General features: G+C 69.8%; 18 protein-coding genes and 1 tRNA gene. 12 read left to right on the forward strand and 7 right to left on the reverse strand.

Annotated elements, in window-relative coordinates:
• Positions 1-149 precede the first annotated feature (149 nt).
• Complete coding sequence (gene polA / locus ACFZBD_RS18470; protein ID WP_391141189.1) at positions 150-2,804, reverse strand: DNA polymerase I; 2,655 nt, start codon at positions 2,802-2,804, stop codon at positions 150-152.
• A gap of 244 nt (positions 2,805-3,048) precedes the next feature.
• Here polA and ACFZBD_RS18475 point away from each other — a divergent pair, with 244 nt between their 5' ends.
• The 9 genes from ACFZBD_RS18475 (at position 3,049) to ACFZBD_RS18515 (ending at position 12,754) form a co-directional block, all read left to right on the forward strand.
• Positions 3,049-5,331 (forward strand): FdhF/YdeP family oxidoreductase, encoded by a 2,283-nt coding sequence (locus ACFZBD_RS18475; RefSeq protein ID WP_391140641.1) that lies wholly within the window; start codon positions 3,049-3,051, stop codon positions 5,329-5,331.
• An 86-nt stretch (positions 5,332-5,417) separates the two neighbouring features.
• Positions 5,418-5,921, forward strand: a complete 504-nt coding sequence (locus tag ACFZBD_RS18480; protein WP_391140642.1) for a hotdog fold thioesterase — start codon at positions 5,418-5,420, stop codon at positions 5,919-5,921.
• A 141-nt stretch (positions 5,922-6,062) separates the two neighbouring features.
• Positions 6,063-6,215: a hypothetical protein gene (locus tag ACFZBD_RS18485; protein ID WP_391140643.1), complete on the forward strand. Its 153-nt coding sequence runs from the start codon at positions 6,063-6,065 to the stop codon at positions 6,213-6,215.
• Between the two features lie 72 nt (positions 6,216-6,287).
• The gene (locus tag ACFZBD_RS18490; RefSeq protein ID WP_391140644.1) at positions 6,288-6,479 is read left to right on the forward strand and encodes a hypothetical protein; all 192 of its coding nucleotides are present in this window, start codon (positions 6,288-6,290) and stop codon (positions 6,477-6,479) included.
• Positions 6,480-6,921: 442 nt separating this feature from the next.
• Entirely contained in the window at positions 6,922-8,157 is a 1,236-nt protein-coding gene (locus ACFZBD_RS18495) for an ABC transporter substrate-binding protein (protein WP_391140645.1), read from the forward strand.
• A 106-nt stretch (positions 8,158-8,263) separates the two neighbouring features.
• Complete coding sequence (locus ACFZBD_RS18500) at positions 8,264-9,196, forward strand: branched-chain amino acid ABC transporter permease (protein ID WP_391140646.1); 933 nt, start codon at positions 8,264-8,266, stop codon at positions 9,194-9,196.
• Positions 9,197-9,201: 5 nt separating this feature from the next.
• Entirely contained in the window at positions 9,202-10,962 is a 1,761-nt protein-coding gene (locus tag ACFZBD_RS18505; RefSeq protein WP_391140647.1) for a branched-chain amino acid ABC transporter permease, read from the forward strand.
• A 5-nt stretch (positions 10,963-10,967) separates the two neighbouring features.
• Positions 10,968-12,041 (forward strand): ATP-binding cassette domain-containing protein, encoded by a 1,074-nt coding sequence (locus ACFZBD_RS18510; RefSeq protein WP_391141191.1) that lies wholly within the window; start codon positions 10,968-10,970, stop codon positions 12,039-12,041.
• Complete coding sequence (locus ACFZBD_RS18515; protein WP_391140648.1) at positions 12,038-12,754, forward strand: ATP-binding cassette domain-containing protein; 717 nt, start codon at positions 12,038-12,040, stop codon at positions 12,752-12,754. Before ACFZBD_RS18510 ends, ACFZBD_RS18515 begins: the two co-directional genes overlap by 4 nt.
• A gap of 84 nt (positions 12,755-12,838) precedes the next feature.
• On the opposite strand, the gene ACFZBD_RS18520 is transcribed toward ACFZBD_RS18515, so the two are convergent.
• Positions 12,839-13,507 carry a response regulator gene (locus ACFZBD_RS18520; RefSeq protein ID WP_391140649.1) on the reverse strand — a complete coding sequence of 223 codons (669 nt, stop codon included), beginning with the start codon at positions 13,505-13,507 and terminating at the stop codon, positions 12,839-12,841.
• Positions 13,508-13,605: 98 nt separating this feature from the next.
• On the opposite strand from ACFZBD_RS18520, the gene ACFZBD_RS18525 reads away from it, so the two are divergent.
• Positions 13,606-13,678, forward strand: a tRNA-Leu gene (locus tag ACFZBD_RS18525).
• 110 nt (positions 13,679-13,788) lie between these two features.
• A complete protein-coding gene (locus tag ACFZBD_RS18530) occupies positions 13,789-14,568 on the forward strand; it encodes a helix-turn-helix domain-containing protein (RefSeq protein WP_391141193.1) in 780 nt (259 codons plus the stop codon).
• 10 nt (positions 14,569-14,578) lie between these two features.
• Here the strand turns inward: ACFZBD_RS18530 and pyk are convergent, their stop codons facing one another.
• Together pyk and ACFZBD_RS18540 are read right to left on the reverse strand one after the other, a co-directional pair.
• Complete coding sequence (gene pyk, locus ACFZBD_RS18535; protein WP_391140650.1) at positions 14,579-16,009, reverse strand: pyruvate kinase; 1,431 nt, start codon at positions 16,007-16,009, stop codon at positions 14,579-14,581.
• Positions 16,010-16,151: 142 nt separating this feature from the next.
• Positions 16,152-16,835 carry an SIMPL domain-containing protein gene (locus ACFZBD_RS18540; RefSeq protein WP_391140651.1) on the reverse strand — a complete coding sequence of 228 codons (684 nt, stop codon included), beginning with the start codon at positions 16,833-16,835 and terminating at the stop codon, positions 16,152-16,154.
• Positions 16,836-16,978: 143 nt separating this feature from the next.
• On the opposite strand from ACFZBD_RS18540, the gene ACFZBD_RS18545 reads away from it, so the two are divergent.
• Positions 16,979-18,775: a 5'-nucleotidase C-terminal domain-containing protein gene (locus ACFZBD_RS18545; protein WP_391140652.1), complete on the forward strand. Its 1,797-nt coding sequence runs from the start codon at positions 16,979-16,981 to the stop codon at positions 18,773-18,775.
• A gap of 43 nt (positions 18,776-18,818) precedes the next feature.
• Here ACFZBD_RS18545 and ACFZBD_RS18550 read toward each other — a convergent pair whose 3' ends face one another.
• The 3 genes from ACFZBD_RS18550 to pepN all read right to left on the reverse strand — a co-directional run bounded on the left by ACFZBD_RS18550 (position 18,819) and on the right by pepN (position 24,289).
• Complete coding sequence (locus ACFZBD_RS18550) at positions 18,819-20,234, reverse strand: SidA/IucD/PvdA family monooxygenase (protein ID WP_391140653.1); 1,416 nt, start codon at positions 20,232-20,234, stop codon at positions 18,819-18,821.
• Positions 20,231-21,631: an aminotransferase class V-fold PLP-dependent enzyme gene (locus ACFZBD_RS18555; protein WP_391140654.1), complete on the reverse strand. Its 1,401-nt coding sequence runs from the start codon at positions 21,629-21,631 to the stop codon at positions 20,231-20,233. The genes ACFZBD_RS18550 and ACFZBD_RS18555 overlap by 4 nt, the downstream gene beginning before the upstream one ends.
• Before the next feature lie 156 nt (positions 21,632-21,787).
• Positions 21,788-24,289, reverse strand: a complete 2,502-nt coding sequence (gene pepN, locus ACFZBD_RS18560) for an aminopeptidase N (protein WP_391140655.1) — start codon at positions 24,287-24,289, stop codon at positions 21,788-21,790.
• Positions 24,290-24,297: the final 8 nt, after the last annotated feature.

Consider the following 24,297-nt stretch of genomic DNA (forward strand, 5'->3'; position numbering starts at 1 on the left):
GCGGAAACCTGACCGGACGGACGCGGGGCCAGGCTGAAACCACCCGAGCGGGAATCGGGCCGGACGGAATGCCGGGCGGGAATCGGGCCGGGCGGGAATCTGCGAGGCGGGAGCCGGTCACCCGGAGGGCGCCGGCTCCCGCGGTGGCGTCAGTGGGCCGCCGACTCCCAGTCCGGGCCGACGCCGACCGAGACGTCGAGCGGGGCGCGGAGGGAGACCGCCCCCGCCATCTCACGGCGGACCAGCGTCTCGACCCGCTCGCGCTCGCCGGGGGCGAGCTCCACCACGATTTCGTCGTGGACCTGAAGGAGCATGCGGGAGGCGAGACCGGCTTCCCGCAGGGACCGGTCGACGTTCAGCATGGCGACCTTCACGATGTCCGCCGCCGTGCCCTGGATCGGGGCGTTCAGCGCCATCCGCTCGGCGGCCTCACGGCGCTGGCGGTTGTCGCTGTTCAGGTCCGGGAGGTACCGCCGACGGCCGAGCATCGTCTCGGTGTAGCCGGTGGCGCGGGCCTCGTCGACGACCCGGCGCAGATAGTCGCGCACTCCGCCGAAGCGCTCGAAGTACGTGTCCATCAGCGCGCGCGCCTCGCCCGCCTCGATGTTCAGCTGCTGGGAGAGCCCGAACGCCGACAGGCCGTACGCCAGGCCGTAGGACATGGCCTTGATCTTGCGCCGCATCTCCGCGTCGACGGCGGACCTCTCGACGCCGAAGACCTGCGAGGCGACCGTGGTGTGCAGGTCCTCGCCCGAGGTGAACGCCTCGATCAGGCCCTCGTCCTCGGAGAGGTGGGCCATCACCCGCAGCTCGATCTGGCTGTAGTCGGCGGTCATCAGCGCCTCGAAGCCCTCACCGACGACGAAGCCGTGGCGGATGGCCCGGCCCTCGTCGGTGCGGACCGGCACGTTCTGCAGGTTCGGCTCGGTGGAGGAGAGGCGACCGGTCGCGGCCACCGTCTGGCTGAACGTGGTATGGATCCGGCCGTCGGCGGCGATGGTCTTGATCAGGCCCTCGACCGTGGACCGCAGGCGGGCCTGCTCGCGGTGGCGGAGCATGATCACCGGCAGCTCGTGCTCGGTCTGGCCAGCCAGCCAGGCCAGCGCGTCGGCGTCCGTGGTGTAGCCGGTCTTGGTCTTCTTCGTCTTCGGGAGGTTCAGCTCGCCGAAGAAGACCTCCTGGAGCTGCTTGGGCGAGCCGAGGTTGAACTCGTGCCCCACGGAGGCGTGCGCCTCCTTCACCGCCTGCTGCACCGCGCCGGCGAACTGCTGCTCCATCGCCTCCAGATGGGCGCGGTCGGCGGCGATGCCGTGCCGCTCCATCCGGGCGAGGAGCAGGGACGTGGGCAGTTCCACGTCGTGGAGCAGCTCGGTGGCACCGACCTCGCCCAGCCTGCCGCCGAACGCCTCGCCGAGGTCGAGGACGGCGCGAGCCTGGGCCATCAGGGCGTCCGCCTCGGCGTGCTCGTCGGCGCCGAAGGCCAGCTGCCCGTCGGCGGCCGCGGGGGCCAGCTCGCGGTGGAGGTACTCGACGGAGAGCGCGTCCAGGGCGAAGGAGCGGCGGCCGGGCTTGACGAGATAGGCGGCGAGCGCGGTGTCCATCGTGATGCCCTCGATGTGCCAGCCGTGCTCGGGGAAAACCCGCAGCGCGTCCTTGGCGTTGTGCATCACCTTCGGGCGGGCGGCGTCGCCGAGCCAGGCCGTGAAGGCCCGCTCGTCGGCCTCGTCGAGCCGGGTGGTGTCGAACCAGGCCGCCGCGCCGTCGGCGGCCGCCAGGGCGACCTCGCTGACGTTCCCCACGCCCAGGGCCCAGGTGGCGACGGTGGCGACGCCGAGCGGCCGGCCGCCGTGCTCCTCCAGCCAGCCGGCCAGCTCGCCGGTGCCCAGGACCGTGCCGTCCAGCTCGACGCCGGCCGCGGGAGCCGGGGCCTCCTCCTCGGCCGCGCCCGGGTCGACCGCGAGGAGCCGCTCCCGCAGGCTGGGATTGCGGATCTCCAGGACCTCCAGGAAGCCCTTGAGCGCGGTCCGGTCGTACGGCGCGCGCTCCAGCTCCGCGACGGTGCGGGGCAGCTCGACGTCCCGGACCAGCTCAGTCAGGTGGCGGTTGAGCTTGACCGACTCCAGGTGGTCGCGCAGGGCCTGGCCGACCTTGCCCTTGACCTCGTCGGCGCGCTCGACCAGCTCGGCGAAGGAACCGAACTGGTTGATCCACTTCGTGGCGGTCTTCTCGCCGACACCGGGGATGCCCGGGAGGTTGTCGGACGGGTCTCCGCGCAGCGCGGCGAAGTCGGGGTACTGCGAGGGGGTCAGGCCGTACTTCTCCTGGACCTTCTCCGGGGTGAAGCGGGTCAGCTCGGAGACGCCCTTGGTGGGGTACAGCACGGTCACGTGGTCGGTGACCAGCTGGAAGGAGTCGCGGTCGCCGGTGACGATCAGGACATCGAACCCGGCCGCCTCGGCCTGGGTGGCGAGGGTGGCGATGACGTCGTCGGCCTCGAAGCCGTCCACCGCGAACCGCTCGGCGTTCATCGTGTCGAGCAGCTCGCCGATCAGCTCGACCTGCCCCTTGAACTCGTCCGGGGTCGTCGAGCGGTTCGCCTTGTACTCCGGGAAGTCGGCCGAGCGCCACGTCTTGCGGGAGACGTCGAACGCCACCGCGAAGTGCGTGGGCGCCTCGTCGCGCAGCGTGTTCGCCAGCATCGACGCGAAGCCGTAGATCGCGTTCGTCGTCTGTCCGCTCGCGGTCGTGAAGTTCTCCGCGGGCAGTGCGAAGAACGCCCGGTACGCCAGCGAGTGCCCGTCCATGAGGAGCAGGCGGGGACGGTTGTCTTGGGTCTTCTTCGATGCTGTCTCGGCCACGTACACGATCCTGCCACGGACCGCTGACAATCCCGCCCACGCCCGGTCCGGGCGGGCGGCCGCCGCTCGGTCCCGCCCGGCGCCCGGTCCGCGTCCGGGAGGCCCGGCGCGCCCGTACCGGGGGGCTCTGTCAGTGGTCCGTGACAGGATCGGAGACGTACACCCAGGTTTCCGCTCAAGGGAGAGCGCGATGGTCAGCAAGCCGCCCGCAGGCGATCCGGTCCAGGACGCACCGCAGGTCGCGCCGCCGCAGCACGCGGCCGCCGGGCTGCCGGCCGTGGCGCACACGCTCAGGGTGGCCCAGGCGCAGATGGGCGTGCGGCGCACGGCCCGGACCCTGCTCAAGGTCAACCAGAAGGACGGGTTCGACTGCCCGGGCTGCGCCTGGCCAGAGGGTGACAAGCGGCATGTGGCGGAGTTCTGCGAGAACGGCGCGAAGGCGGTCGCCGAGGAGGCGACGCTGCGCCGGGTGACGCCGGACTTCTTCGCCGCGCATCCGCTGGCGGACCTGGCCGCCCGCAGCGGCTACTGGCTGGGGCAGCAGGGCCGGATCACCGAGCCGATGTATCTCCCCGAGGGCGCGGACCGGTACGAGGCGGTGTCCTGGGAGCGGGCCTTCGCGATCATCGCCGAGGAGCTGGGCGCGCTCTCCTCGCCCGACGAGGCGCTCTTCTACACCTCGGGCCGGACCAGCAACGAGGCCGCGTTCCTGTTGCAGCTCTTCGCCCGCGAGTTCGGTACGAACAATCTGCCGGACTGCTCCAACATGTGCCACGAGTCGTCCGGTTCGGCGCTGAACGAGACCATCGGGATCGGCAAGGGCAGCGTCTCCCTGGAGGATCTCCACCAGGCCGACCTGATCGTGGTCGCCGGGCAGAACCCGGGCACGAACCACCCCCGGATGCTCTCCGCCCTGGAGAAGGCGAAGGCGGCCGGCGCGAAGATCATCTCGGTGAATCCGCTGCCCGAGGCGGGCCTGGAGAAGTTCAAGAACCCGCAGACACCGGCAGGACTCCTCAAGGGCGCCGCGCTCAACGACCTCTTCCTGCAGATCCGCATCGGCGGCGACCAGGCCCTCTTCCGCCTCCTCAACAAGCTGATCGTGGAGACGGAGGGCGCGGTCGACGAGGAGTTCGTACGGGAACACACCCACGGATACGAGGAGTTCGCCGCGGCCGCCCGCGCGGCCGACTGGGACGAGACGCTGGCCGCGACGGGGCTGGGCCGGGACGAGATCGAGCGGGCCCTGGAGATGGTCCTCGCGTCGGAGCGGACCATCGTCTGCTGGGCGATGGGGCTCACCCAGCACAAGCACTCCGTGCCGACCATCCGCGAGGTGGTCAACCTCCTGCTGCTGCGCGGCGCGATCGGCCGGCCGGGCGCCGGGGTCTGCCCGGTCCGCGGCCACTCCAACGTGCAGGGCGACCGCACGATGGGCATCTTCGAGCGCCCGGCGCCCGCCTTCCTCGACGCCCTGGACAAGGAGTTCGGGATCGTCTCGCCGCGCCACCACGGCTTCGACGTGGTCCGCTCGATCCAGGCGCTCCGGGACGGCGAGGCGAAGGTCTTCTTCGCCATGGGCGGCAACTTCGTCGGCGCCACCCCCGACACGGAGGTCACCGAGGCGGCCATGCGCCGCGCCCGGCTGACCGTCCACGTCTCGACCAAGCTGAACCGCTCACACGCGGTGACCGGCCGGCGGGCGCTGATCCTGCCGACCCTCGGGCGCACCGACAAGGACGTGCAGCGCGGCGGCAAGCAGTTCGTGACGGTGGAGGACTCGATGAGCCTGGTGCACGCCTCGCGCGGCAACCTGCCGCCGGCGAGCCCCCATCTGCTCTCGGAGCCGGCGATCGTGGCCCGAATGGCGCGGGCGGTCCTCGGCGCGGCCTCGGCGACCCCGTGGGAGGAGTTCGAGCGGGACTACGCCACGATCCGTGACCGGATCGCGCGCGTGGTGCCCGGCTTCGAGGACTTCAACGCCCGGCTCGCGGCGAACCCCGGGGGCTTCGCGCTGCCGCACGCCCCGCGCGACGAGCGCCGCTTCCCCACGGCCACCGGCAAGGCCAACTTCACCGCCGCGCCCGTCGAGTACCCGAAGGTGCCGGAGGGCCGGCTGCTGCTGCAGACCCTGCGGTCGCACGACCAGTACAACACCACGATCTACGGCCTGGACGACCGCTACCGCGGGATCAAGGGCGGGCGCCGGGTCGTCCTGGTGCATCCGCTGGACGCGGCGGAGCTGGGCCTGGCCGACGGGGCCTACACGGACCTGGTCAGCGAGTGGACGGACGGCAGCGAGCGCCGGGCGCCCGGCTTCCGGGTGGTGCACTATCCGACGGCCCGCGGCTGCGCGGCCGCGTACTACCCCGAGACGAACGTCCTGGTGCCGCTGGAGTCCACCGCGGACGTCAGCAACACACCCGCGAGCAAGTCGGTCGTCGTGCGTCTGGAACAATCACCCACCGCCTAAGCGTTTGCTCAGGCAGCCGGGGCCGCCGCGTGGCGGCGCCGGTCGCACCACACTGACGACGTACGACGACGAACGGAGCCGGGCCGATGGGCGAGCAGCAGCATGTGAAGTTCCCGCAGGAGGTCATCGACGAGTACGCCTCGCTCGGGGTCGACCTGCCGGCACTGTTCTCGGCCGGGCACCTCGGCAACCGGATGGGCGTGCAGATCGTCGAGGCCTCGGCCGAGAAGGTCGTCGGGACGATGCCGGTCGAGGGCAACACCCAGCCGTACGGGCTGCTGCACGGCGGCGCCTCGGCGGTGCTGGCCGAGACGCTGGGCTCGATCGGCTCCATGCTGCACGGCGGGGTCTCCAAGATCGCGGTGGGCGTGGACCTGAACTGCACGCACCACCGAGGGGCCCGCAGCGGCCTGGTGACGGGCGTCGCCACCCCGGTCCACCGCGGGCGCTCCACGGCCACGTACGAGATCGTGATCACGGACGAGCAGGACAAGCGGGTCTGCACCGCGCGGCTGACCTGCCTGCTGCGCGAGGTCACCGCCAAGGACGCGGGCAACGTCCCGGAGGCGGGAAAGAGCCCGTCGGCCTGACCCGGCCCCGCGCGCCGACGGCGCCCCGCGCACACCCGCACGCACCCCGGACGCCCACCGGACCCCCCGCGTCCGCCCTCTCAACTTGCCTGTCCCGCAAGCACGTTGTGCGCATGGCGAGCATCGCCTAGCGTGGCGCCCATGGCGCTCTCGCCGCACGCCCCGGCCAGGACCGCCCTCCGCGCGGTCCTGGCCTTCGGCGTTCTGGCCGCCGCACCGGCCTGCGCACGGGAGCCGGCACCCCCGAGCGCCCGCACGCCGGTGGACCTCTGCGTCGACCTCGTCGCGTACTGAGTCGAGGAGGCCCTCCGGGGCAGCGCCTGGGCAGGACTCGACTGGGAGCAGAAGGGGCTGTCCAACGAGCAGTTGGCGATCCACGACGACGTGCTGGCGCTCGCCCGCGCCCGGGAGCGCGCGGAGGGCCGCGAGGCCGCCTTCGACGCGGTCGACCGGGAGACCCGAAGACGGTGCGCGTCGGCGAACGGCGCGACCGGTGGTTCGGAGAACTGGCGACCGCCCCCGACGACGCGGGGCACACCCGAACCCGCTACCTCGTAACACTGCGTAACACTCGCGCAATGTCGCGGCCGCGCGTGGTGCTCAGCGTTCCGTCCGCTGGGATTTGAGGGCTTGTCCGCTATGCGGACACTCGCGCGCCCGGCCCGACAGGACCAAGATCCGCTCAAGCACCTTAACGGAACTGCGCGTTCTCACTATGTGAACACCCCATAGCTGACCGTTACGTCCCGTTTTGCCCCCCGCGTGCGCACCTCCTCTCCCCCTCGCGATAACAAGACAGTCACATCCTGACCTCGCCGCTCCCCACCTCCCCCACCTGCGCTTAGAGTCACCGCCAGTCACCGCGCCGCCGGGCGCCACACTGCACGGCCCTGCATACCCAGTCATCCCCGTACGGCCCGGCACTCAACAACGGCACCTCTTGCCACAGCTTCACGGCACCGCCTCAGTCGAGGGGGCCGCGCCAGGGAAAGGATTCATCGTGCGACACCGTTCCTTGCTCATCCTCACCACCGTGATCACCACGGGAGCACTGACCCTCACCGCCTGTGGCTCGCGCGACGACAAGGGCGGAAGCGACTCCAACGCCAAGGGCGGCACCACCGTCGTCATCGGCGTCGACGCACCCCTGACGGGCTCGCTCTCCGCGCTGGGCCAGGGCATCAAGAACTCCGTGGACCTGGCGGTGCAGACCGCCAACAAGAACAACGAGGTCCCGGGCGTCACCTTCAAGATCGAAGCCCTCGACGACCAGGCCGTCCCGGCCACCGGCAAGGCCAACGCCACCAAACTGGTCGGCATCAAGGACGTCCTCGGCGTCGTCGGCCCCCTGAACTCCGGCGTCTCGCAGTCCATGCAGGCGGACTTCGACAAGGCCAACCTGACCCAGGTCTCCCCGGCCAACACCAACCCGTCCCTCTCCCAGGGCGACAAGTGGGGCTCGGGCGAGTTCAAGCGCCCCTTCAAGACGTACTTCCGCACCGCCACCACGGACGTCGTCCAGGGCAAGTTCGCGGCCAACTACCTCTTCAAGGACGCCGGCAAGAAGAAGGTCTTCGTCGTCAACGACAAGCAGACCTACGGCGCCGGTCTCGCCGCGATCTTCTCCGACGAGTTCAAGCGCCTCGGCGGCACCGTCGCCGGCACCGACTCCGTCACCGTGAAGGAGACCGACTTCTCCTCCACCGCCAACAAGATCAAGGCCTCGGGCGCCGACTCCGTCTACTTCGGCGGCCAGTACCCCGAGGGCGGTCTCCTCTCCGACCAGGTCAAGAAGGCCGGCGCCAAGATCCCCACCATGGGCGGCGACGGCATCTACGACCCGCAGTTCATCAAGGCCTCCGGCGAAGCCAACGACGGTGACCTCGCGACCTCGGTCGGCTTCCCCGTCGAGAAGCTCCCGACCGCCAAGAAGTTCATCGCCGACTACAACGCGGCCGGCTACAAGGACCCGTACGCGGCCTACGGCGGCTACTCCTACGACGCCGCCTGGTCCATCATCCAGGCCGTCAAGGCCGTCGTCGCCGACAACGACGGCAAGCTGCCCGACGACGCCCGCGCCAAGGTCACCGAGGCCATGTCCAAGGTCTCCTTCGAAGGCGTGACCGGCAAGGTCTCCTTCGACCAGTACGGCGACACCACCAACAAGCAGCTCACCGTCTACCAGGTCAAGAACGGCGCCTGGGCCGACGTCAAGTCCGAGACCTTCAAGGACTGACCCACCGCACAGCCCCGCACACGCACCACCTGAACCAAGCCGCGCGAGGGCGCAAACAGCGCCCTCGCGCGGTGTCATATCCGACACGCTCATCGGAGGCCCTGCGGTGAACGAACTGCCGCAACAGCTGGCCGACGGCCTTGCCCTGGGGGCCCTTTACGGCCTCATCGCCATCGGATACACGATGGTCTACGGCATCGTCCAGCTCATCAACTTCGCCCACGGCGAGATCTTCATGATCGGGGGCTTCGGCGCCCTCACGGCCTACACGATCCTCCCCGAGGGCACCGCCCTCGTGATCGCGATACCCGTGATGCTCATAGGCGGCGCGGTGGTCTCCGTGGCCGTCGCCACCGCCGCCGAACGCTTCGCCTACCGGCCCCTGCGCGGCGCCCCCCGCCTCGCCCCGCTCATCACGGCGATCGGTCTGTCGATCGTGCTCCAGCAGCTCGTCTGGGGCTTCTACCCCAACGCCAAGAGCCCGGTCAGCTTCCCCGAATTCAAGGGAGGCAGCTTCGAGATCTTCAACAATCTCGCGATCTCCCGCGCCGACGCGTTCGTCCTCGTCGCCGCCCCCGCCTGCATGCTCGCCCTCGGCCTCTTCGTCTCGAAGAGCCGCAGCGGACGCGCCATGCAAGCCACGGCGCAGGACCCGGACACCGCGAAGCTGATGGGCATCAACACCGACCGCATCATCGTGATGGCCTTCGCCATCGGCGCGGCCTTCGCCGCCGTCGCCGCGGTCGCCGAAGGCCTCGACAAGGGCCAGATCCGCTTCGAGATGGGCTTCCTCCTGGGCCTCAAGGCCTTCACGGCCGCCGTCCTCGGAGGCATCGGCAACATCTACGGCGCCATGATCGGCGGCGTCGTCCTCGGCGTCGCGGAAACCCTCTCCATCGCCTACGTCGAGCACATCCCCGGGATGGCACAGTTCGGCGGCGGCGCCTGGAAGGACATCTGGGTCTTCTCCCTCCTCATCCTCGTGCTGCTCTTCAGACCACAAGGTCTGCTCGGACAGCGCGTCGCGGACAGGGCGTGATCGCGATGACGACCGACCTCACCAAGACCCCCGACGTCTCCGGCACCCCCGAGAAGACCGAGGCCCCCCAGACCCCCGGCCTCCTCCACTGGATCGTCGCCGCCGGTGGCCTCGCCACCGTCGCCAGCACCTTCCTCGCCTGGACCTACACCACCGAATTCCCCGGCAACCTCACGGTCTCCGGCTACCCCGGCGGCCTCCAGGTCCTCACCCTCGTCGGCGGCCTGCTCCTCACGCTGTTCGCCCTCTCCGGACTCGGCATCAAGGGCCTGCGCTGGCTCACCCCCGCCGGCTCCACCAAGGCGCTGCAGTTCCTCGCCCTCGCGGCACTCGGCACCACCTGGTACACCGTGATCGCGATCGCCGTGCAGCTCGGCGGCCTCGCCCACTGGGAGCCCGGCGCCTACGTCGCCTTCGTCGCCGTCCTCATCCCGCTCGCGGCCTTCTCCCTCAAGGACGACTCCCGCAAGCCGGCGAAACCCCAGGAGATCCCCTCCTGGGCCGAAATCCTGATCATCGTCGTCGCGTTCGCCCTCGGCATGTACGCCGTCACCTACGGCATCTCCACCGAGTACCCCGAACTGTTCATCGGCTACCTGCTCCTCGCAGGCCTCGCCGCCGGCGCGTTCAACAAATCCGGCCTCATGGGCCGCCTCTCGGCGATCGCCTCGAAGAACAAGCAGATCGCCGCCGTCGCGGCCTTCGCCGCCGCGGCCGTCTTCCCCTTCACCCAGGCCACGGACACCTTCACCGTCATCGCGGTGCAGATCCTGATCTTCGCCACCGTCGCCCTCGGCCTCAACGTCGTCGTCGGCCTGGCAGGCCTGCTCGACCTCGGTTACGTCGCCTTCCTCGGCGTCGGCGCCTACACGGCCGCCCTCGTCTCCGGATCGACCGCCTCCGCGTTCGACATCCAGCTCCCGTTCTGGGTCGCCATGATCATCGGCGCCATCGCCTCGCTGATCTTCGGCGTCATCATCGGCGCCCCGACCCTCCGGCTCCACGGTGACTACCTCGCCATCGTGACGCTCGGCTTCGGTGAGATCTTCCGCATCACCGTCAACAACATGGACGGCGACAACGGACCGCAGATCACCAACGGCCCCAACGGCATCCCGAACATCCCGGCGCTGAACATCTTCGGCTACGACTTCGGCGAGACCCACACCATCCTCGGCGTGGAACTCGGCTCGTACGCCAACTACTACCTGCTGATGCTCCTCGTCATGGTCTTCGTCGTCCTGGTCTTCAGCCGGGCACAGGACTCCCGCATCGGCCGCGCCTGGGTCGCCATCCGCGAAGACGAGACCGCCGCCACCGCCATGGGCATCAACGGCTTCCGCGTCAAGCTCATCGCCTTCGCCCTCGGCGCCACCCTCGCCGGCGTCGCCGGCACCGTCCAGGCCCACTTCCAGGGCACCGTCCTCCCCGAGATGTACGTGTTCGCCGGCCCCGTCGCCCCGAACTCCGCGTTCCTCCTCGCGGCCGTCATCCTCGGCGGCATGGGCACCATCCGCGGCCCGCTCCTCGGCGCCGCACTGCTCTTCCTCATCCCCGAGAAGCTGGCCTTCCTCAAGGACTACCAGCTCCTCGCGTTCGGCCTCGCGCTCATCCTGCTGATGCGCTTCCGCCCCGAGGGCCTCATCCCCAACCGGCGCGCCCAGCTCGAATACCACGAGCACGAGGAGAGCGCCGACAAGCTCGACGTACCGGAACAGCGGCCCCCGGCCGACCCGATCGTCGGAACCTCGAAGGCGGGTGCGTGAACGCCATGACGACGACCACCACCACGGAGAACACGGCAGCGGCCTCCACCGCCGCCACGGTCCTCGACGCCAGCGGTGTCACCATGCGCTTCGGCGGACTCACCGCCGTCCGCAACGTCGACCTGACCGTCCGCGAAGGCGAGATCGTCGGTCTCATCGGCCCCAACGGCGCCGGCAAGACCACCTTCTTCAACTGCCTCACCGGCCTGTACGTCCCCACCGAGGGAACGGTCAGCTACAAGGGGACCGTGCTGCCGCCCAAGCCGCACCTGGTCACCAAAGCCGGCATCGCCCGCACCTTCCAGAACATCCGTCTCTTCTCCAACATGACGGTCCTGGAAAACGTCCTCGTCGGACGCCACACCCGCACCAAGGAAGGCCTCTGGTCCGCCCTCCTGCGCGGACCCGGCTTCAAGAAGGCCGAGACCGCCTCCCGCGAACGGGCCATGGAACTCCTCGAGTTCATCGGCCTCCAGCACAAGGCCGAACACCTCGCCCGCAACCTCCCCTACGGCGAGCAGCGCAAGCTGGAAATCGCCCGCGCACTGGCCAGCGACCCCGGCCTGCTCCTGCTCGACGAGCCCACGGCGGGCATGAACCAGAACGAGACCCGCACCACCGAGGAACTCGTCTTCGCCATCCGCGACAAGGGCATCGCCGTCCTCGTCATCGAGCACGACATGAAGTTCATCTTCAACCTGTGCGACCGGGTGGCCGTCCTCGTCCAGGGCGAGAAGCTCGTCGAAGGCACCTCCGAGGTCGTCCAGGGCGACGAGCGCGTCGTGGCCGCGTACCTGGGCACGCCGTTCGAGGGCGCCCCCGGCGCGGACGAGGTCGCCGAAGTCGAGGCGGCCGAGGCGCACGCGGAGGCCGAGGCCGAGGCGGCGGACGCCGAGGCCACGGAGGCCGACGAGGCCCCCACGGCCCCGGAGGCCCCCGCCGCTCCGACGGCGCCCGAGACCCCGGAAGCCCCGGAGACCCCGGAGCCGCCGAAGGCCAAGGCCGCCGCCGACAAGGCCGCCCCCGAGGCACCCGCGACCAAGGACGCGGACAGCACCACCGAAGGAGACTCCAAGTGACCGCACTTCTCGAGGTCGAGGACCTCAGGGTCGCCTACGGCAAGATCGAGGCCGTCAAGGGCATCTCCTTCTCCGTCGAAGCCGGTCAGGTCGTCACCCTCATCGGCACCAACGGCGCCGGCAAGACCACCACCCTGCGCACCCTCTCCGGGCTGATCAAACCCGCCAGCGGCAAGATCACCTTCGACGGCCAGGTCCTCAACGGCATCCCGGCCCACAAGGTCGTCTCGCTCGGCATGGCCCACTCCCCCGAGGGCCGCCACATCTTCCCCAAGCTCACCATCGCCGAGAACCTCCAGCTCGGTGCCTTCCTCCGCAAGGACAAGGACGGCATCGAACGGGACGTCCAGCGCGCCTACGACCTCTTCCCCATCCTGGGCGAACGTCGCAAGCAGGCCGCCGGCACCCTCTCCGGCGGCGAGCAGCAGATGCTGGCCATGGGCCGGGCACTCATGTCCCAGCCCAAGCTGCTCATGCTGGACGAGCCCTCCATGGGCCTCTCCCCCATCATGATGCAGAAGATCATGGAGACCATCGCCACCCTCAAGGCCGAGGGCATGACGATCCTCCTCATCGAACAGAACGCGCAGGCCGCCCTCTCCCTGGCGGACTACGGCTACGTCCTGGAGGTCGGCTCGATCAAGCTCTCCGGCACCGGCCAGGACCTGCTCCACGACGACGAGGTCCGCAAGACCTACCTCGGCGAGGAGTAGCCGCCACCCCGCTCCACCCAAACGGAAGGCCCGCCCCACGACGATGTGGGGCGGGCCTTCTCGCGTACGTACGGTACGACTGCCTTACTGCTGGCCCTGCTGGCCCTTGGCCGCCTTCTTCTCCTCGGCGTCCTCGATGACCGCCTCCGCGACCTGCTGCATCGACATCCGGCGATCCATCGACGTCTTCTGGATCCACCGGAACGCCGCCGGCTCGGACAGCCCGTACTGCGTCTGCAGAATGCTCTTCGCCCGGTCCACCAGCTTCCGCGTCTCCAGCCGCTGGGAGAGGTCGGCGACCTCCTTCTCCAGCGCCCGCAGCTCGGCGAACCGGGAAACCGCCATCTCGATCGCCGGCACCACGTCACTCTTGCTGAACGGCTTCACGAGGTACGCCATCGCCCCGGCGTCCCTCGCCCGCTCCACCAGGTCGCGCTGCGAGAAGGCCGTGAGCATGAGGACCGGGGCGATGGACTCCCCCGCGATCTTCTCGGCGGCCGAGATGCCGTCCAGGACGGGCATCTTCACGTCCAGGATCACCAGATCGGGCCGGTGCTCCCGGGCCAGCTCGACGGCCCGGGCGCCGTCGCCGGCCTCGCCGACGACCGTGTAGCCCTCTTCTTCGAGCATCTCCTTGAGGTCGAGGCGGATGAGGGCCTCGTCCTCGGCGATGACGACACGGGTCGTCAGCGGCGGGACGTGCGACGCATCAGCATCGTCGGCGGCGGGCTGGGGCGACTCGGGGGCGGTCACGGGGGCTCCTCGTTGCGGGGCGGTACTGCTACAGGAGCCTACCTAGGTCCTGTATGTTTGAGACACAGCAGGTTGCCACTGACCTTCGTTTCGAAGGGGCCCCGGTAGCCCAGCGGAAGAGGCGATGGTCTCAAACACCATACAGCGTGGGTTCGAATCCCACCCGGGGCACTTCCCCTTCGATTCCAAGGAATCGCAAGGGTTCGATGATCTTCACTCGTCACGGTGAACGTTTCTTCGATTCCATTTTCTGCGAGTCGCGATCCGACCAAGCTGCCGATATGAATCAGCACAATTCTTCGATTCGCGACGAAGCGCTCGCACTCCTGCATCAAGGGCTGACCAACCGGGCGGTGGCAGAGCGCCTCAACGTGCCGCGCGGCACAGTCGGTTGGTGGCTCTCGGAGGAACGCCGGAGGAGCGGCGTCCGCTTCGAACGCCCCACAGACTGTCCCCTGTGTACGGACCGGTCGCTCGACGCGCCGGCCTACGCCTATCTCCTGGGGCTCTACCTGGGCGACGGCCACATCATCTCGAAGCCCCGTCAACACCACCTGTCGATCTTCTGCGCCGCCTCCTGGCCGGCACTGATCGACGCCGCCGAATCGGCGATGCGCAGAGTGATGGCCGCGCCGAGGGTGGCCCGACGGATCAGGCAGGGATGCGCCGAGGTGAAGTCGTACACAAAGCACTGGACGTGCATGTTCCCCCAACACGGACCCGGCAAGAAGCATGAGCGCAAGATCGCCTTGGAAGGCTGGCAGCAGGCGATCGTCGACGCGCACCCCTGGGAATTCGTCCGTGGCCTGGTCCACTCCGACGGCTGCCGGACCATGAACTGGGCGACGCGCCTCGTGAACGGTGAGCGCAAGCGGTACGAGTACCCACGGTACTGGTTCACCAATGTCTCGGATGACATCCGGCAGCTCTACACCGACACGCTGGACAAGCTCAGTGTCGACTGGACGCACTGCACCCGGAACGGGAAGCCGTACAACATCTCCGTCGCCCGCAAAGCCTCCGTCGCCCTCATGGATCTGCACGTCGGGCCCAAGTCCTGACCCGCTCCCCTCAGTTCGTGAGGGGGTCGCCGATGTGGTGGACGCGGACCAGGTTGGTGGAGCCGGCCATTCCGGGCGGGGAGCCCGCGGTGATGACGACGATGTCGCCCTTGCGGCAGCGGCCGATGCGCAGCAGTTCCTCGTCGACCTGGGCGACCATCGCGTCCGTGGAGTCGACGTGCGGGCCGAGGAAGGTCTCGACGCCCCAGGTGAGGTTGAGCTGGGAGCGGGTGGCCGGGTCGGGGGTGAAGGCCAGGAGGGGGATCGGGGAGCGGTAGCGGGAGAGGCGTTTGACCGTGTCGCCGGACTGGGTGAAGGCGACGAGGAATTTGGCGCCGAGGAAGTCGCCCATTTCGGCGGCGGCGCGGGCGACGGCGCCGCCCTGGGTGCGGGGTTTGTTGCGGTCGGTCAGTGGGGGCAGGCCCTTGGCGAGGACATCCTCTTCGGCGGCTTCGACGATGCGGCTCATGGTCTTGACGGTTTCGACGGGGTATTTGCCGACGCTGGTCTCGCCGGAGAGCATGACGGCGTCGGTGCCGTCGATGACGGCGTTGGCGACGTCGCTGGCTTCGGCGCGGGTGGGTCGGGAGTTGTCGATCATCGAGTCGAGCATCTGGGTGGCGACGATGACGGGTTTGGCGTTGCGCTTGGCGAGTTTGACGGCGCGCTTTTGGACGATGGGGACTTGTTCCAGGGGCATTTCGACGCCGAGGTCGCCGCGGGCGACCATGATGCCGTCGAAGGCGGCGACGATGTCGTCGATGTTCTCGACGGCCTGGGGCTTTTCGATCTTGGCGATGACGGGGAGGCGGCGGCCTTCTTCGTCCATGATGCGGTGGACGTCGTCGATGTCGCGGCCGCTGCGGACGAAGGAGAGGGCGATGACGTCGGCGCCGGTGCGCAGGGCCCAGCGGAGGTCGTCGATGTCTTTTTCGGAGAGGGCGGGGACGGAGACGGCGACTCCGGGGAGGTTGAGGCCCTTGTGGTCGGAGACCATGCCTCCTTCGACGACGCGGGTGTGGACGCGGGGGCCGTCGACGGAGGTGACTTCGAGGGTGACGCGGCCGTCGTCGACGAGGATGCGTTCGCCGGTGGTGACGTCGGTGGCGAGTCCGTCGTAGGTGGTGCCGCAGAGGTGGCGGTCGCCTTCGGTGGGTTCGACGGTGATGGTGAAGTCGTCGCCGCGTTCAAGGAGTACGGGGCCTTCGCGGAAGCGGCCGAGGCGAATCTTCGGGCCTTGAAGGTCGGCGAGGACGCCGATGCTGCGGCCGGTTTCGTCGGAGGCTTTGCGGACGCGCTGGTAGCGCTCCTCGTGTTCGGCGTAGGTGCCGTGGCTGAGGTTGAGGCGGGCGACGTCCATTCCGGCTTCGACCAGTGCCTTGATCTGGTCGTATGAGTCGGTGGCGGGGCCCAGGGTGCAAACGATTTTCGCTCGGCGCATGGTGTGAGCCTAGGGCTTACCGATGGGTAGAGCAGGGGCGTGGCATGGCTGTTCAACAACCTTTGCATGAAAGGTTATTGACAAGTCTTGAATATGTGCGGGGGTGTGCTCCGATGAGCAGGTGTGGGGTGGGGGCGGGGGGTCAGAGGGTGGGCGGGTGCATGGTGAAGCGGGCGGTGACGTCGGCGGTGACGGTCTGTCGTCGGGGTTCGAGGTCGAGGGGTGTGGGTTCGTCGGTGGGTTCGTCGGCGGTCGCGGCGGCAAAGGCCATGCGGTTGCCGCGGAGGGTGGTGGGGGGCGGGAGGAGTCCGGTGTCGGAGAGTTCGAGGAGGGCGGCGAGGGTGGTGCCGAGGGCGGTGCTGTAGGCGCGGGCTCGTTGGACTGCGTCGTGTACGGCGAGTCGGCGGGCTTCCGCGTAGGCGGGGGAATCGGGGCGGAGGGCCCACCAGGGGCCGTCGATGCGGGTGGCCTCTTGGTCGGCGAGGCGGGTGGTCAGTTCGCCGAGGGCGGTGAAGTCGTTCAGTTCGGCGGTCAGGCGGACTCGGCCTTGGTAGGCGCGGATGCGGTCGCCTCGGCCGTGTCTGGCTGTTTCGGGGGCGATGGAGAAGGCGCCGGTCTCGAGCTTTTCGACGGCTTCGCCGTAAGACCGGGTGAGGTCGAGGATGTGGGCGTTGCGGTGGGTGAGTCGGTCGAGGGTGGTGGCGCGGTCGGTGTCCCGGGCGGTGAGGGTGATGTCGATGCGGGCGATCTCGGGTTCCACGTCGAGGTGGGCTTCGCCGCGGACGGATACGTGGGGTGCGGCGGGGGTGGGGGTGTCGGTTGTCATGGCGGGCTCCTGGGTCGGTGGGGGGTGTTGGGGGGCGCGGTGTCGAACACTTTCCCACTCCGTGACCCGCAAAGCCTGTTGCGGGAGTGGCGTCTGGGCCAGAATCTACGCGCGTTGTGCGCCACTGGACCAAGGAGAGACACATGCCGTTGAATCGCCGGACCTTCCTGGAGAGCTCCGTCGTCGTCGGGGCGGGAGCCGCTGTGACCGCCGGGGTCGCCGTCCCCGCGGAGGCGCATGGCCGTCCGCCGAGGCCGGCGAAGCGGTACTCCTTCACGGTGATGGGGACGACCGATCTGCACGGGAACGTCTTCAACTGGGACTACTTCACGGACAGGGAGTTCGACGACAAGGCGCGCAATGACGTGGGCCTGGCGAAGATCTCGACGCTCGTGGAGCAGGTGCGGAGGGCGAAGGGGCGGCGGAACACGCTGCTCATCGATGCCGGGGACACGATCCAGGGGACGCAGCTTTCGTATTACTACGCCAAGGTGGACCCGATCACCGCGCGGCGTGGGCCGGTCCATCCGATGGCCCAGGCGATGAATGCGATCGGGTACGACGCCGCCGCGTTGGGTAATCACGAGTTCAATTACGGCATTCCGGTGTTGCGGAAGTTCGAGGAGCAGTGTGATTTTCCGCTGCTCGGTGCGAATGCGTTGGATGCGAAGACGCTGCGGCCGGCGTTCCCGCCGTTCAGCATGCACCGGTTGCGGACGCCGCACGGGCGGGATGTGAGGGTGGCGGTGCTGGGTCTGACGAATCCGGGGATCGCGATCTGGGACAAGGCGAATGTCACGGGGAAGATGGTGTTCCCGGGGCTTGAGGAGCAGGCGGCGAAGTGGGTGCCGCGGCTGCGGTCGATGGGTGCGGATGTGGTGGTGGTGTCGGCGCACAGTGGTTCCAGTGGTACGTCCTCGTACGGTGATCAGCTTCCGTATGTGGAGAACGCGGCGGGTCTGGTGGCCGAGCAGGTGCCGGGGATCGACGCGATCCTCGTCGGGCACGCGCATACGGAGATTCCGGAGTACCGGGTGCGGAACAAGGAGACGGGTCGGGATGTGGTGCTGTCCGAGCCTTTGAAGTGGGGGCAGCGGCTGACGTTGTTCGACTTCGACCTGGTCTGGAGCCGGGGTCGTTGGACGGTGGAGAAGGTCGCGGCGCAGGTCCTGAACTCCAACACGGTGGAGGAGGACCCGAAGATCACCGGGTTGCTGGTGGACGAGCACCGGAAGGTGGTGGCGTACGTCAATCAGGTCATCGGTACGTCCACGGCGGCGATGGCGACGGCCGACGCGCCGTGGAAGGACGAGCCGATCATCGACCTGATCAACCATGTGCAGGCGGAGACGGTGAGGGCGGCGCTGGCGGGTGGGGAGTTCGCCGGGCTGCCGGTGTTGTCGCAGGCGTCGTGCTTCTCCCGGACGGCGGCGATTCCGGCGGGTCAGGTCACGATCAAGGATGCGGCGGGGCTGTATCCGTTCGAGAACACGCTGGAGGCGCGGGTGTTGACGGGGGCGCAGGTGCGGGACTATCTGGAGTTCTCGGCGCGGTATTACGTGCAGACTCCGGCGGGGGTGCCGGTGGACACGGCGAAGTTGACGAACGCGGGGGGCATTCCGGATTACAACTACGACGCGGTGTACGGGTTGTCGTACGAGATCGACATCGCCAAGCCGGCGGGTTCGCGGGTCGTGGGTCTGGCGTTCGAGGGGCGGCCGGTCGATCCGGCCGCGCGGTTCGTGTTGGCGGTGAACAATTATCGCGCGAGTGGGGGTGGGGCGTTTCCGCATGTGGCGGGGGCGCGGCAGGTGTGGGCGAATTCGGATGAGATTCGCAACACGATCATTCAGTGGGTGAAGGCGAAGGGGACGGTCGATCCGGGGGAGTTCGCCTCGGTGGGTTGGAGGCTGACGCGGGACGGGGTTGCCGTGTTCTAGGGCGTCTTGGGAAACACCTGGGGGGATCGACCGTCCGGGTGGTTCATGTCAGTTGGGTGAGGGGCGTCAGCTTCTGGCTTTGGGCCGGGATGCGTGGCGCCTCTCGGCGTTCCAGGCCGAAGCTGGTGAAGGCGGTGCGGTGCGGCAGGGGGTAGGGCTCGGTGCCGGTGAGGGTGTTGAGGATGGTGGCGCTGCGCCAGGCGGCGAGGCCGAGGTCGGGGGCGCCGACGCCGTGGGTGTGGGTTTCGGCGTTCTGGACGTAGACGGAGCCGGTGACGGATGCGTCGAGGACGAGGCGATAGGTGTTGTCGATGCGGGCTCGGCCTGCGGAGTCGTGGCGGAGGTAGGGGTCGAGTCCGGCCAGCATGCGGTCGACGGGGCGTTCGCGGTAGCCGGTGGCGAGGACGACGGCGTCGGTGGTGAGGCGGGTGCGGGTGGCCTGCTGGGTGTGTTCCAGGTGGAGTTCCACTTTGGTGGTGGCGACTCGGCCGGCGGTGCGGACGCGGACGCCGGGGGTGAGGACGGCGTCGGGCCAGCCGCCGTGGAGGGTGCGGCGGTAGAGCTCGTCGTGGATGGCGGCGATGGTGTCGGTGTCGATGCCTTTGTGGAGTTGCCATTGGCGGGGGACGAGGTCGTTGCGTACGGGTTCGGGCAGGCCGTGGAAGTAGCGGGTGTAGTCGGGGGTGAAGTGTTCCAGGCCGAGCTTGGAGTACTCCATCGGTGCGAAGGCTTCGGTGCGGGCGAGCCAGTGGATTTTCTCGGCGCCGGTGGGGCGGGCGCGGAGGAGGTCGAGGAAGATCTCGGCGCCGGACTGGCCGGAGCCGATGACGGTGACGTGGTCGGCGGCGAGGAGTTGCTGGCGGTGGTCGAGGTAGTGGGCGGAGTGGATGACGGGGACGCCGGGGGCGTCGGCGAGTGGTTTGAGGGGGTCGGGGATGTAGGGCTCGGTGCCGACGCCGAGGACGATGTGCCGGGCGTGGGCGCGGCCGAGCGCTTCGGCTTCGCCGTCGGGGTCGAGTTGGGTGAAGTCGATTTCGAAGAGGGAGCGTTCCGGGTTCCAGCGGACGGCGTCGACTTGGTGGCCGAAGTGGAGGTCGGGGAGGTGGGTGCTGACCCAGCGGCAGTAGGCGTCGTATTCGGCGCGCTGGATGTGGAATTTCTCGGCGAAGTAGAAGGGGAAGAGCCGTTCGCGGGTGCGGAGGTAGTTGAGGAAGGACCAGGGGCTTGCGGGGTCGGCGAGGGTGACGAGGTCGGCGAGGAAGGGGACTTGGAGGGTGGCGCCGTCGATGAGGAGGCCGGGGTGCCAGTGGAATGCGGGGTTCTGGTCGAAGAAGGCGGTCTGGAGTCCGCCGGGGACGCCGTGGGCGAGTGCGGCGAGGGAGAGGTTGAAGGGGCCGATGCCGATGCCGACGAGATCGTGGGGGTGGTCGAGGTCGGTCTGTGGGGTGTTGCCGGTCATCGGTCGGTACTGCCTTCCACGAGGGTGATGAGGGTGTCGAGGTCGTCGGGGGTGGTGTGGGGGTTGAGGAGGGTGGCCTTGAGCCAGAGTCTGTCGTCGGCGCGGGCGCGGCCGAGGACGGCGCGGCCTTGGGTGAGGAGGGTGCGGCGGATCGCGGCGATGTGGCTGTCGGGGGCGTGCCGGGGGCGGAAGAGGACGGTGGTGAGGGTGGGGCGTTCGTAGAGTTCGAGGGCGGGGTTCTTGTCGACGAGGTCGGCGAGGTGTCGGGCGAGGGTGGCGCATCGGTCGACGAGGTCGCCGAGGCCGGTGCGGCCGAGGGCGCGGAGGGCGACGGCGATCTTGAGGACGTCGGGGCGGCGGGTGGTGCGGGGGGAGCGGCCGAGGAGGTCGGGCAGGCCGGCTTCGGTGTCGTCGTCGGCGTTGAGGTAGTCGGTGGTGTGGGCGAGGGGGGTGAGGTCGGCGGTGTCGCGGACGGCGAGGATGCCGGCGGCGGCGGGCAGCCAGCCGAGTTTGTGCAGGTCGAGGGTGACGGTGTGGGCGCGGTCGATGCCGGCGAGGAGGGGCCGGTGGGTGGCGCTGAGGAGGGCGGGGCCTCCGTAGGCGGCGTCGATGTGGAGGTCGGCGCCGTGGGTCCGGCAGAGGTCGGCGATCTCGGGGAGGGGGTCGATGCGGCCGGTGTCGGTGGTGCCGGCGGTGGCGGCGACCAGGAGGGGGCCGTGGAGGTGGGTGAGGGCCTCGTCCAGGGCGACGGGGTCGAGGGTGCCGGTGGGGCTGGGGATGGTGACGGGTTCGGGGAGGCCGAGGAGCCAGGCGGCGCGGTGGAAGGAGTGGTGGGCGGCTGCGGCGACGACGGTCTGGACGGCGCGGGCGGGGCCGTGGCGTTCGCGGGCGAGGAGGAGGGCGAGCTGGTTGGACTCGGTGCCGCCGGTGGTGACGAGGGCGTCGGGGTGGGGGGCGTGGGGGTAGACCTCGGCGGCGAGGGCTTGGGTGACGAGGTGTTCCAGGGCGGAGGCGGCGGGGGCCTGGTCCCAGGAGTCCATGGAGGGGTTGAGCGCGGAGGCGGCGAGGTCGGCGGCGGCGGCGAGCGCGAGGGGTGGGGTGTGGAGGTGGGCGGCGCAGTGGGGGTGGGCGGGGTCCGCGGCGCCTTCGGTGAGAGCGCGGGTGAGGGTGTGGAGCGCTTCGCGGGGGTCGGTGCCGGTGTCGGGGAGGGTTTCTCCGAGGGCTTCGCGGAGTCGTGCGGTGACCGCGGCGGGTCCTCCGGCGGGCAGTGGTCCGCCGCGGGCGGCGGCTCCTTCGCGCAGGGCGTCGAGGACGGTGTCGAGGAGGGGGCGCAGGGCGTCGGGGCCGGTCTCGCCTCCGGCCAGGGGCGGGATCGTCGGGGAGGGCGCGGCACGCATGGCACGAGCTTGCCGGGGGTTTCACGGATTTGTCCGGCGAGCCGTGGGACGCAACCCGAACGGGGGACGCGGGGTGCCGGTGGCCGGCCGCGGGGGGAGCGGGCTGGGCCGTCGGGGCCCGGGCCGCCGGAGGTGCGGGCGGCCCGGGGTGGGGTGTCAGAGGGTGCGGGCCCGCAGGGCGCGGGCGAGGTCGTCGAGCTGGTCGACGAGCTTGCGGTGGAGGGCGGGCGTCGGGTCCGCGGTCGTGAGGTGGGTGTGGCCGAGGGCGAGGGCGTCCGGGTCGATGGCGTAGGCCGGGAAGGCGTGGCGGCCGGCGGCCTCGGCGATGGCGGGGCCGCGGCGGGCACCGAGGGCGGTGGCGGCGGGGTAGAAGCGGGGGACGTATTCCTGCAGCAGTTCGGCTTGTTCGGGCTGCCAGAAGCCTTGTGCGGTGGCGGCGAAGAGGTAGTTGGAGAGGTCGTCCGAGTCGAAGAGGCGGGACCAGGCGGCGGCCTTCGCTTCCGCGGTGGGCAGGGCGGCGCGGCAGCGGGCGGCGCCTTCCTGGCCGGTGGCGCTGGGGTCGCGCGCCAGTTCCTTGTCGAGGGCGGTCTCGTCGACGGCGCCGAGGACGGCGAGCCGGGCGAGGATCCGCCAGCGGAGCTCCGGGTCGGTCTCGGGGCCGCCGGGGACGGTGCCTTCCGTGAGCCAGGCGGCGATGGTGTCGGGCTGGGTGGCGCTGCTGATGAAGGTGCGGACGGCGGTGAGGCGCAGTCCGGGGGCGGAGCCGTCCTCGGTGCGGCGGATGAGGTCGCGGGCGAGGGACGTGAGGAGGGCGAGCGCGGCGGGGCGTTGGTCGGCGGGGACGTACCGGTCGGCGATCTGGTTCCGGGCGAAGGCGAGGACGCCCTGCACGATGGCGAGGTCGGTCTCCTCGGGGAGGTGGGCGTGGGCGGTGTGCAGGTAGTCGTCGGGGGCGAGTTCGCCGTCGCGGACCATGTCGCGGAGGGTGTTCCAGACGAGGGCGCGGGTGAGGGCGTCGGGGATGCCGGAGAGGCCGCGCAGGGCGGTCTCCAGTGAGTCCGGGTCGAGGCGGATCTTGGCGTAGGTGAGGTCGCCGTCGTTGAGGACGACGAGCGCGGGGCGGGGGCCGGGGAGTTCGACGGGCTCGTCGGCCGGGGTGTCGGTGATGTCGAGTTCGATGCGTTCGCGCAGGACGAGGCGTCGGCCGTCGATGAGGTCGCGGTCGTAGACGCCGACGGTGACGCGGTGGGGGCGGTTTCCTTCGCGGCGGATGGTGAGGGTGGTGCGGGTGTCCTCGCGGCCGAGTTCGGGGGTGAGGGTGTCGACGCCGGTGGTGCGCAGCCATCGTTCGGCCCAGCCGTGCACGTCGCGGTCGGTCGCGGTGGCGAGGTTGTCGATGAAGTCGGCGAGGGTGGCGTTGCCGAACTTGTGGCGTGCGAAGTGGACGTTGATGCCGGCGAGGAAGTCCTTCTCTCCCATCCAGGTGACGAGCTGGCGGAGGGCGGAGGCGCCCTTGGCGTAGGAGATGCCGTCGAAGTTGAGGAGGGCGGAGGCGGTGTCGGGGACGGCGGCCGGGTCGGGGGCGACGGGGTGGGTGGAGGGCCGCTGGTCGGCGTCGTACCCCCAGGCCTTGCGGGAGACGGCGAAGTCGACCCAGGTGTCGGGGAAGCGGCGGGTGGCGTCGTTGATGGTCTGGTAGCCCATGTACTCGGCGAAGGACTCGTTGAGCCAGATGTCGTCCCACCAGCGCAGGGTGACGAGGTCGCCGAACCACATGTGGGCCATCTCGTGGGCGATGACCATGGCGCGGGTCTGGCGTTCGGTGTCGGTGACGGCGGAGCGGTAGACGAATTCGTCGGAGAAGGTGACGAGTCCGGGGTTCTCCATGGCGGAGGCGTTGAACTCGGGGACGAAGGCCTGGTCGTAGGAGTCGAAGGGGTACGGCTCCTCGAACATCGTGTGGAAGCGGTCGAAGCAGGCCTTGGTGACGTCGAGGATCTCGTCGGCGTCGGCGTCGAGGTGGGGGGCGAGGGAGCGGCGGCAGTGGATGCCGAAGGGCAGGCCGGCGTGTTCGGTGCGTACGGAGTGCCAGGGTCCGGCGGCGACGCAGACGAGGTAGGTGGAGAGGAGGGGGGTGGGGGCGGCGGTCCAGCGGCCGTCGGGCTGCTGCTCGGTGATGCCGTTGGAGAGGACGGTCCAGTCTTCGGGGGCGCGGACGGTCATCTCGAAGACGGCTTTGAGGTCGGGCTGGTCGAAGGCGGGGAAGACGCGCTGGACGTCCTCCATGAAGAGCTGGGTGTAGACGTACGTGGCGCCGTCGGTGGGGTCCGTGAAGCGGTGCATGCCCTCGCCGGTGCGGGAGTACCGCATCGCGGCCTCGATCCGGAGCTCGTGCTCGCCGGCGGTGAGGCCGGTGAGGGGGAGGCGGTTGCCGGTGAGTGCGGTGGGGTCGAGGGGGGTGCCGTCGAGCGTGGCGGAGTGCAGGGTCTCGGGCTTCAGCTCGACGAAGGTGTCCCCGGTGGTGCGGGTGGTGAACCGGATCACGGTCGCGGAGGCGAAGGTGTCGTCTCCGGTGGTGAGGTCGAGCTCGACCGCGTAGTGCTGGACGTCGAGGAGCTGGGCACGGGTCTGCGCTTCGTCGCGCGTCAGTACGGACATGGGGCCAT

Origin of the sequence: Streptomyces sp. NPDC008121 (assembly GCF_042957155.1) — a bacterium.
Classification (GTDB): Bacteria; Actinomycetota; Actinomycetes; order Streptomycetales; family Streptomycetaceae; genus Streptomyces.

Bases quoted from the DNA above. Each gene is read 5' to 3' on its own strand.
- polA (WP_391141189.1), bottom strand. From the start codon at position 2,804: ATGGACGGGCACTCGCTGGCGTACCGGGCGTTCTTCGCACTGCCCGCG.
- ACFZBD_RS18475 (WP_391140641.1), top strand. From the start codon at position 3,049: ATGGTCAGCAAGCCGCCCGCAGGCGATCCGGTCCAGGACGCACCGCAG.
- ACFZBD_RS18480 (WP_391140642.1), top strand. From the start codon at position 5,418: ATGGGCGAGCAGCAGCATGTGAAGTTCCCGCAGGAGGTCATCGACGAG.
- ACFZBD_RS18485 (WP_391140643.1), top strand. From the start codon at position 6,063: ATGGCGCTCTCGCCGCACGCCCCGGCCAGGACCGCCCTCCGCGCGGTC.
- ACFZBD_RS18505 (WP_391140647.1), top strand. From the start codon at position 9,202: ATGACGACCGACCTCACCAAGACCCCCGACGTCTCCGGCACCCCCGAG.
- ACFZBD_RS18510 (WP_391141191.1), top strand. From the start codon at position 10,968: ATGACGACGACCACCACCACGGAGAACACGGCAGCGGCCTCCACCGCC.
- ACFZBD_RS18530 (WP_391141193.1), top strand. From the start codon at position 13,789: ATGAATCAGCACAATTCTTCGATTCGCGACGAAGCGCTCGCACTCCTG.
- pyk (WP_391140650.1), bottom strand. From the start codon at position 16,009: ATGCGCCGAGCGAAAATCGTTTGCACCCTGGGCCCCGCCACCGACTCA.
- ACFZBD_RS18540 (WP_391140651.1), bottom strand. From the start codon at position 16,835: ATGACAACCGACACCCCCACCCCCGCCGCACCCCACGTATCCGTCCGC.
- ACFZBD_RS18545 (WP_391140652.1), top strand. From the start codon at position 16,979: ATGCCGTTGAATCGCCGGACCTTCCTGGAGAGCTCCGTCGTCGTCGGG.
- ACFZBD_RS18550 (WP_391140653.1), bottom strand. From the start codon at position 20,234: ATGACCGGCAACACCCCACAGACCGACCTCGACCACCCCCACGATCTC.
- ACFZBD_RS18555 (WP_391140654.1), bottom strand. From the start codon at position 21,631: ATGCGTGCCGCGCCCTCCCCGACGATCCCGCCCCTGGCCGGAGGCGAG.
- pepN (WP_391140655.1), bottom strand. From the start codon at position 24,289: ATGTCCGTACTGACGCGCGACGAAGCGCAGACCCGTGCCCAGCTCCTC.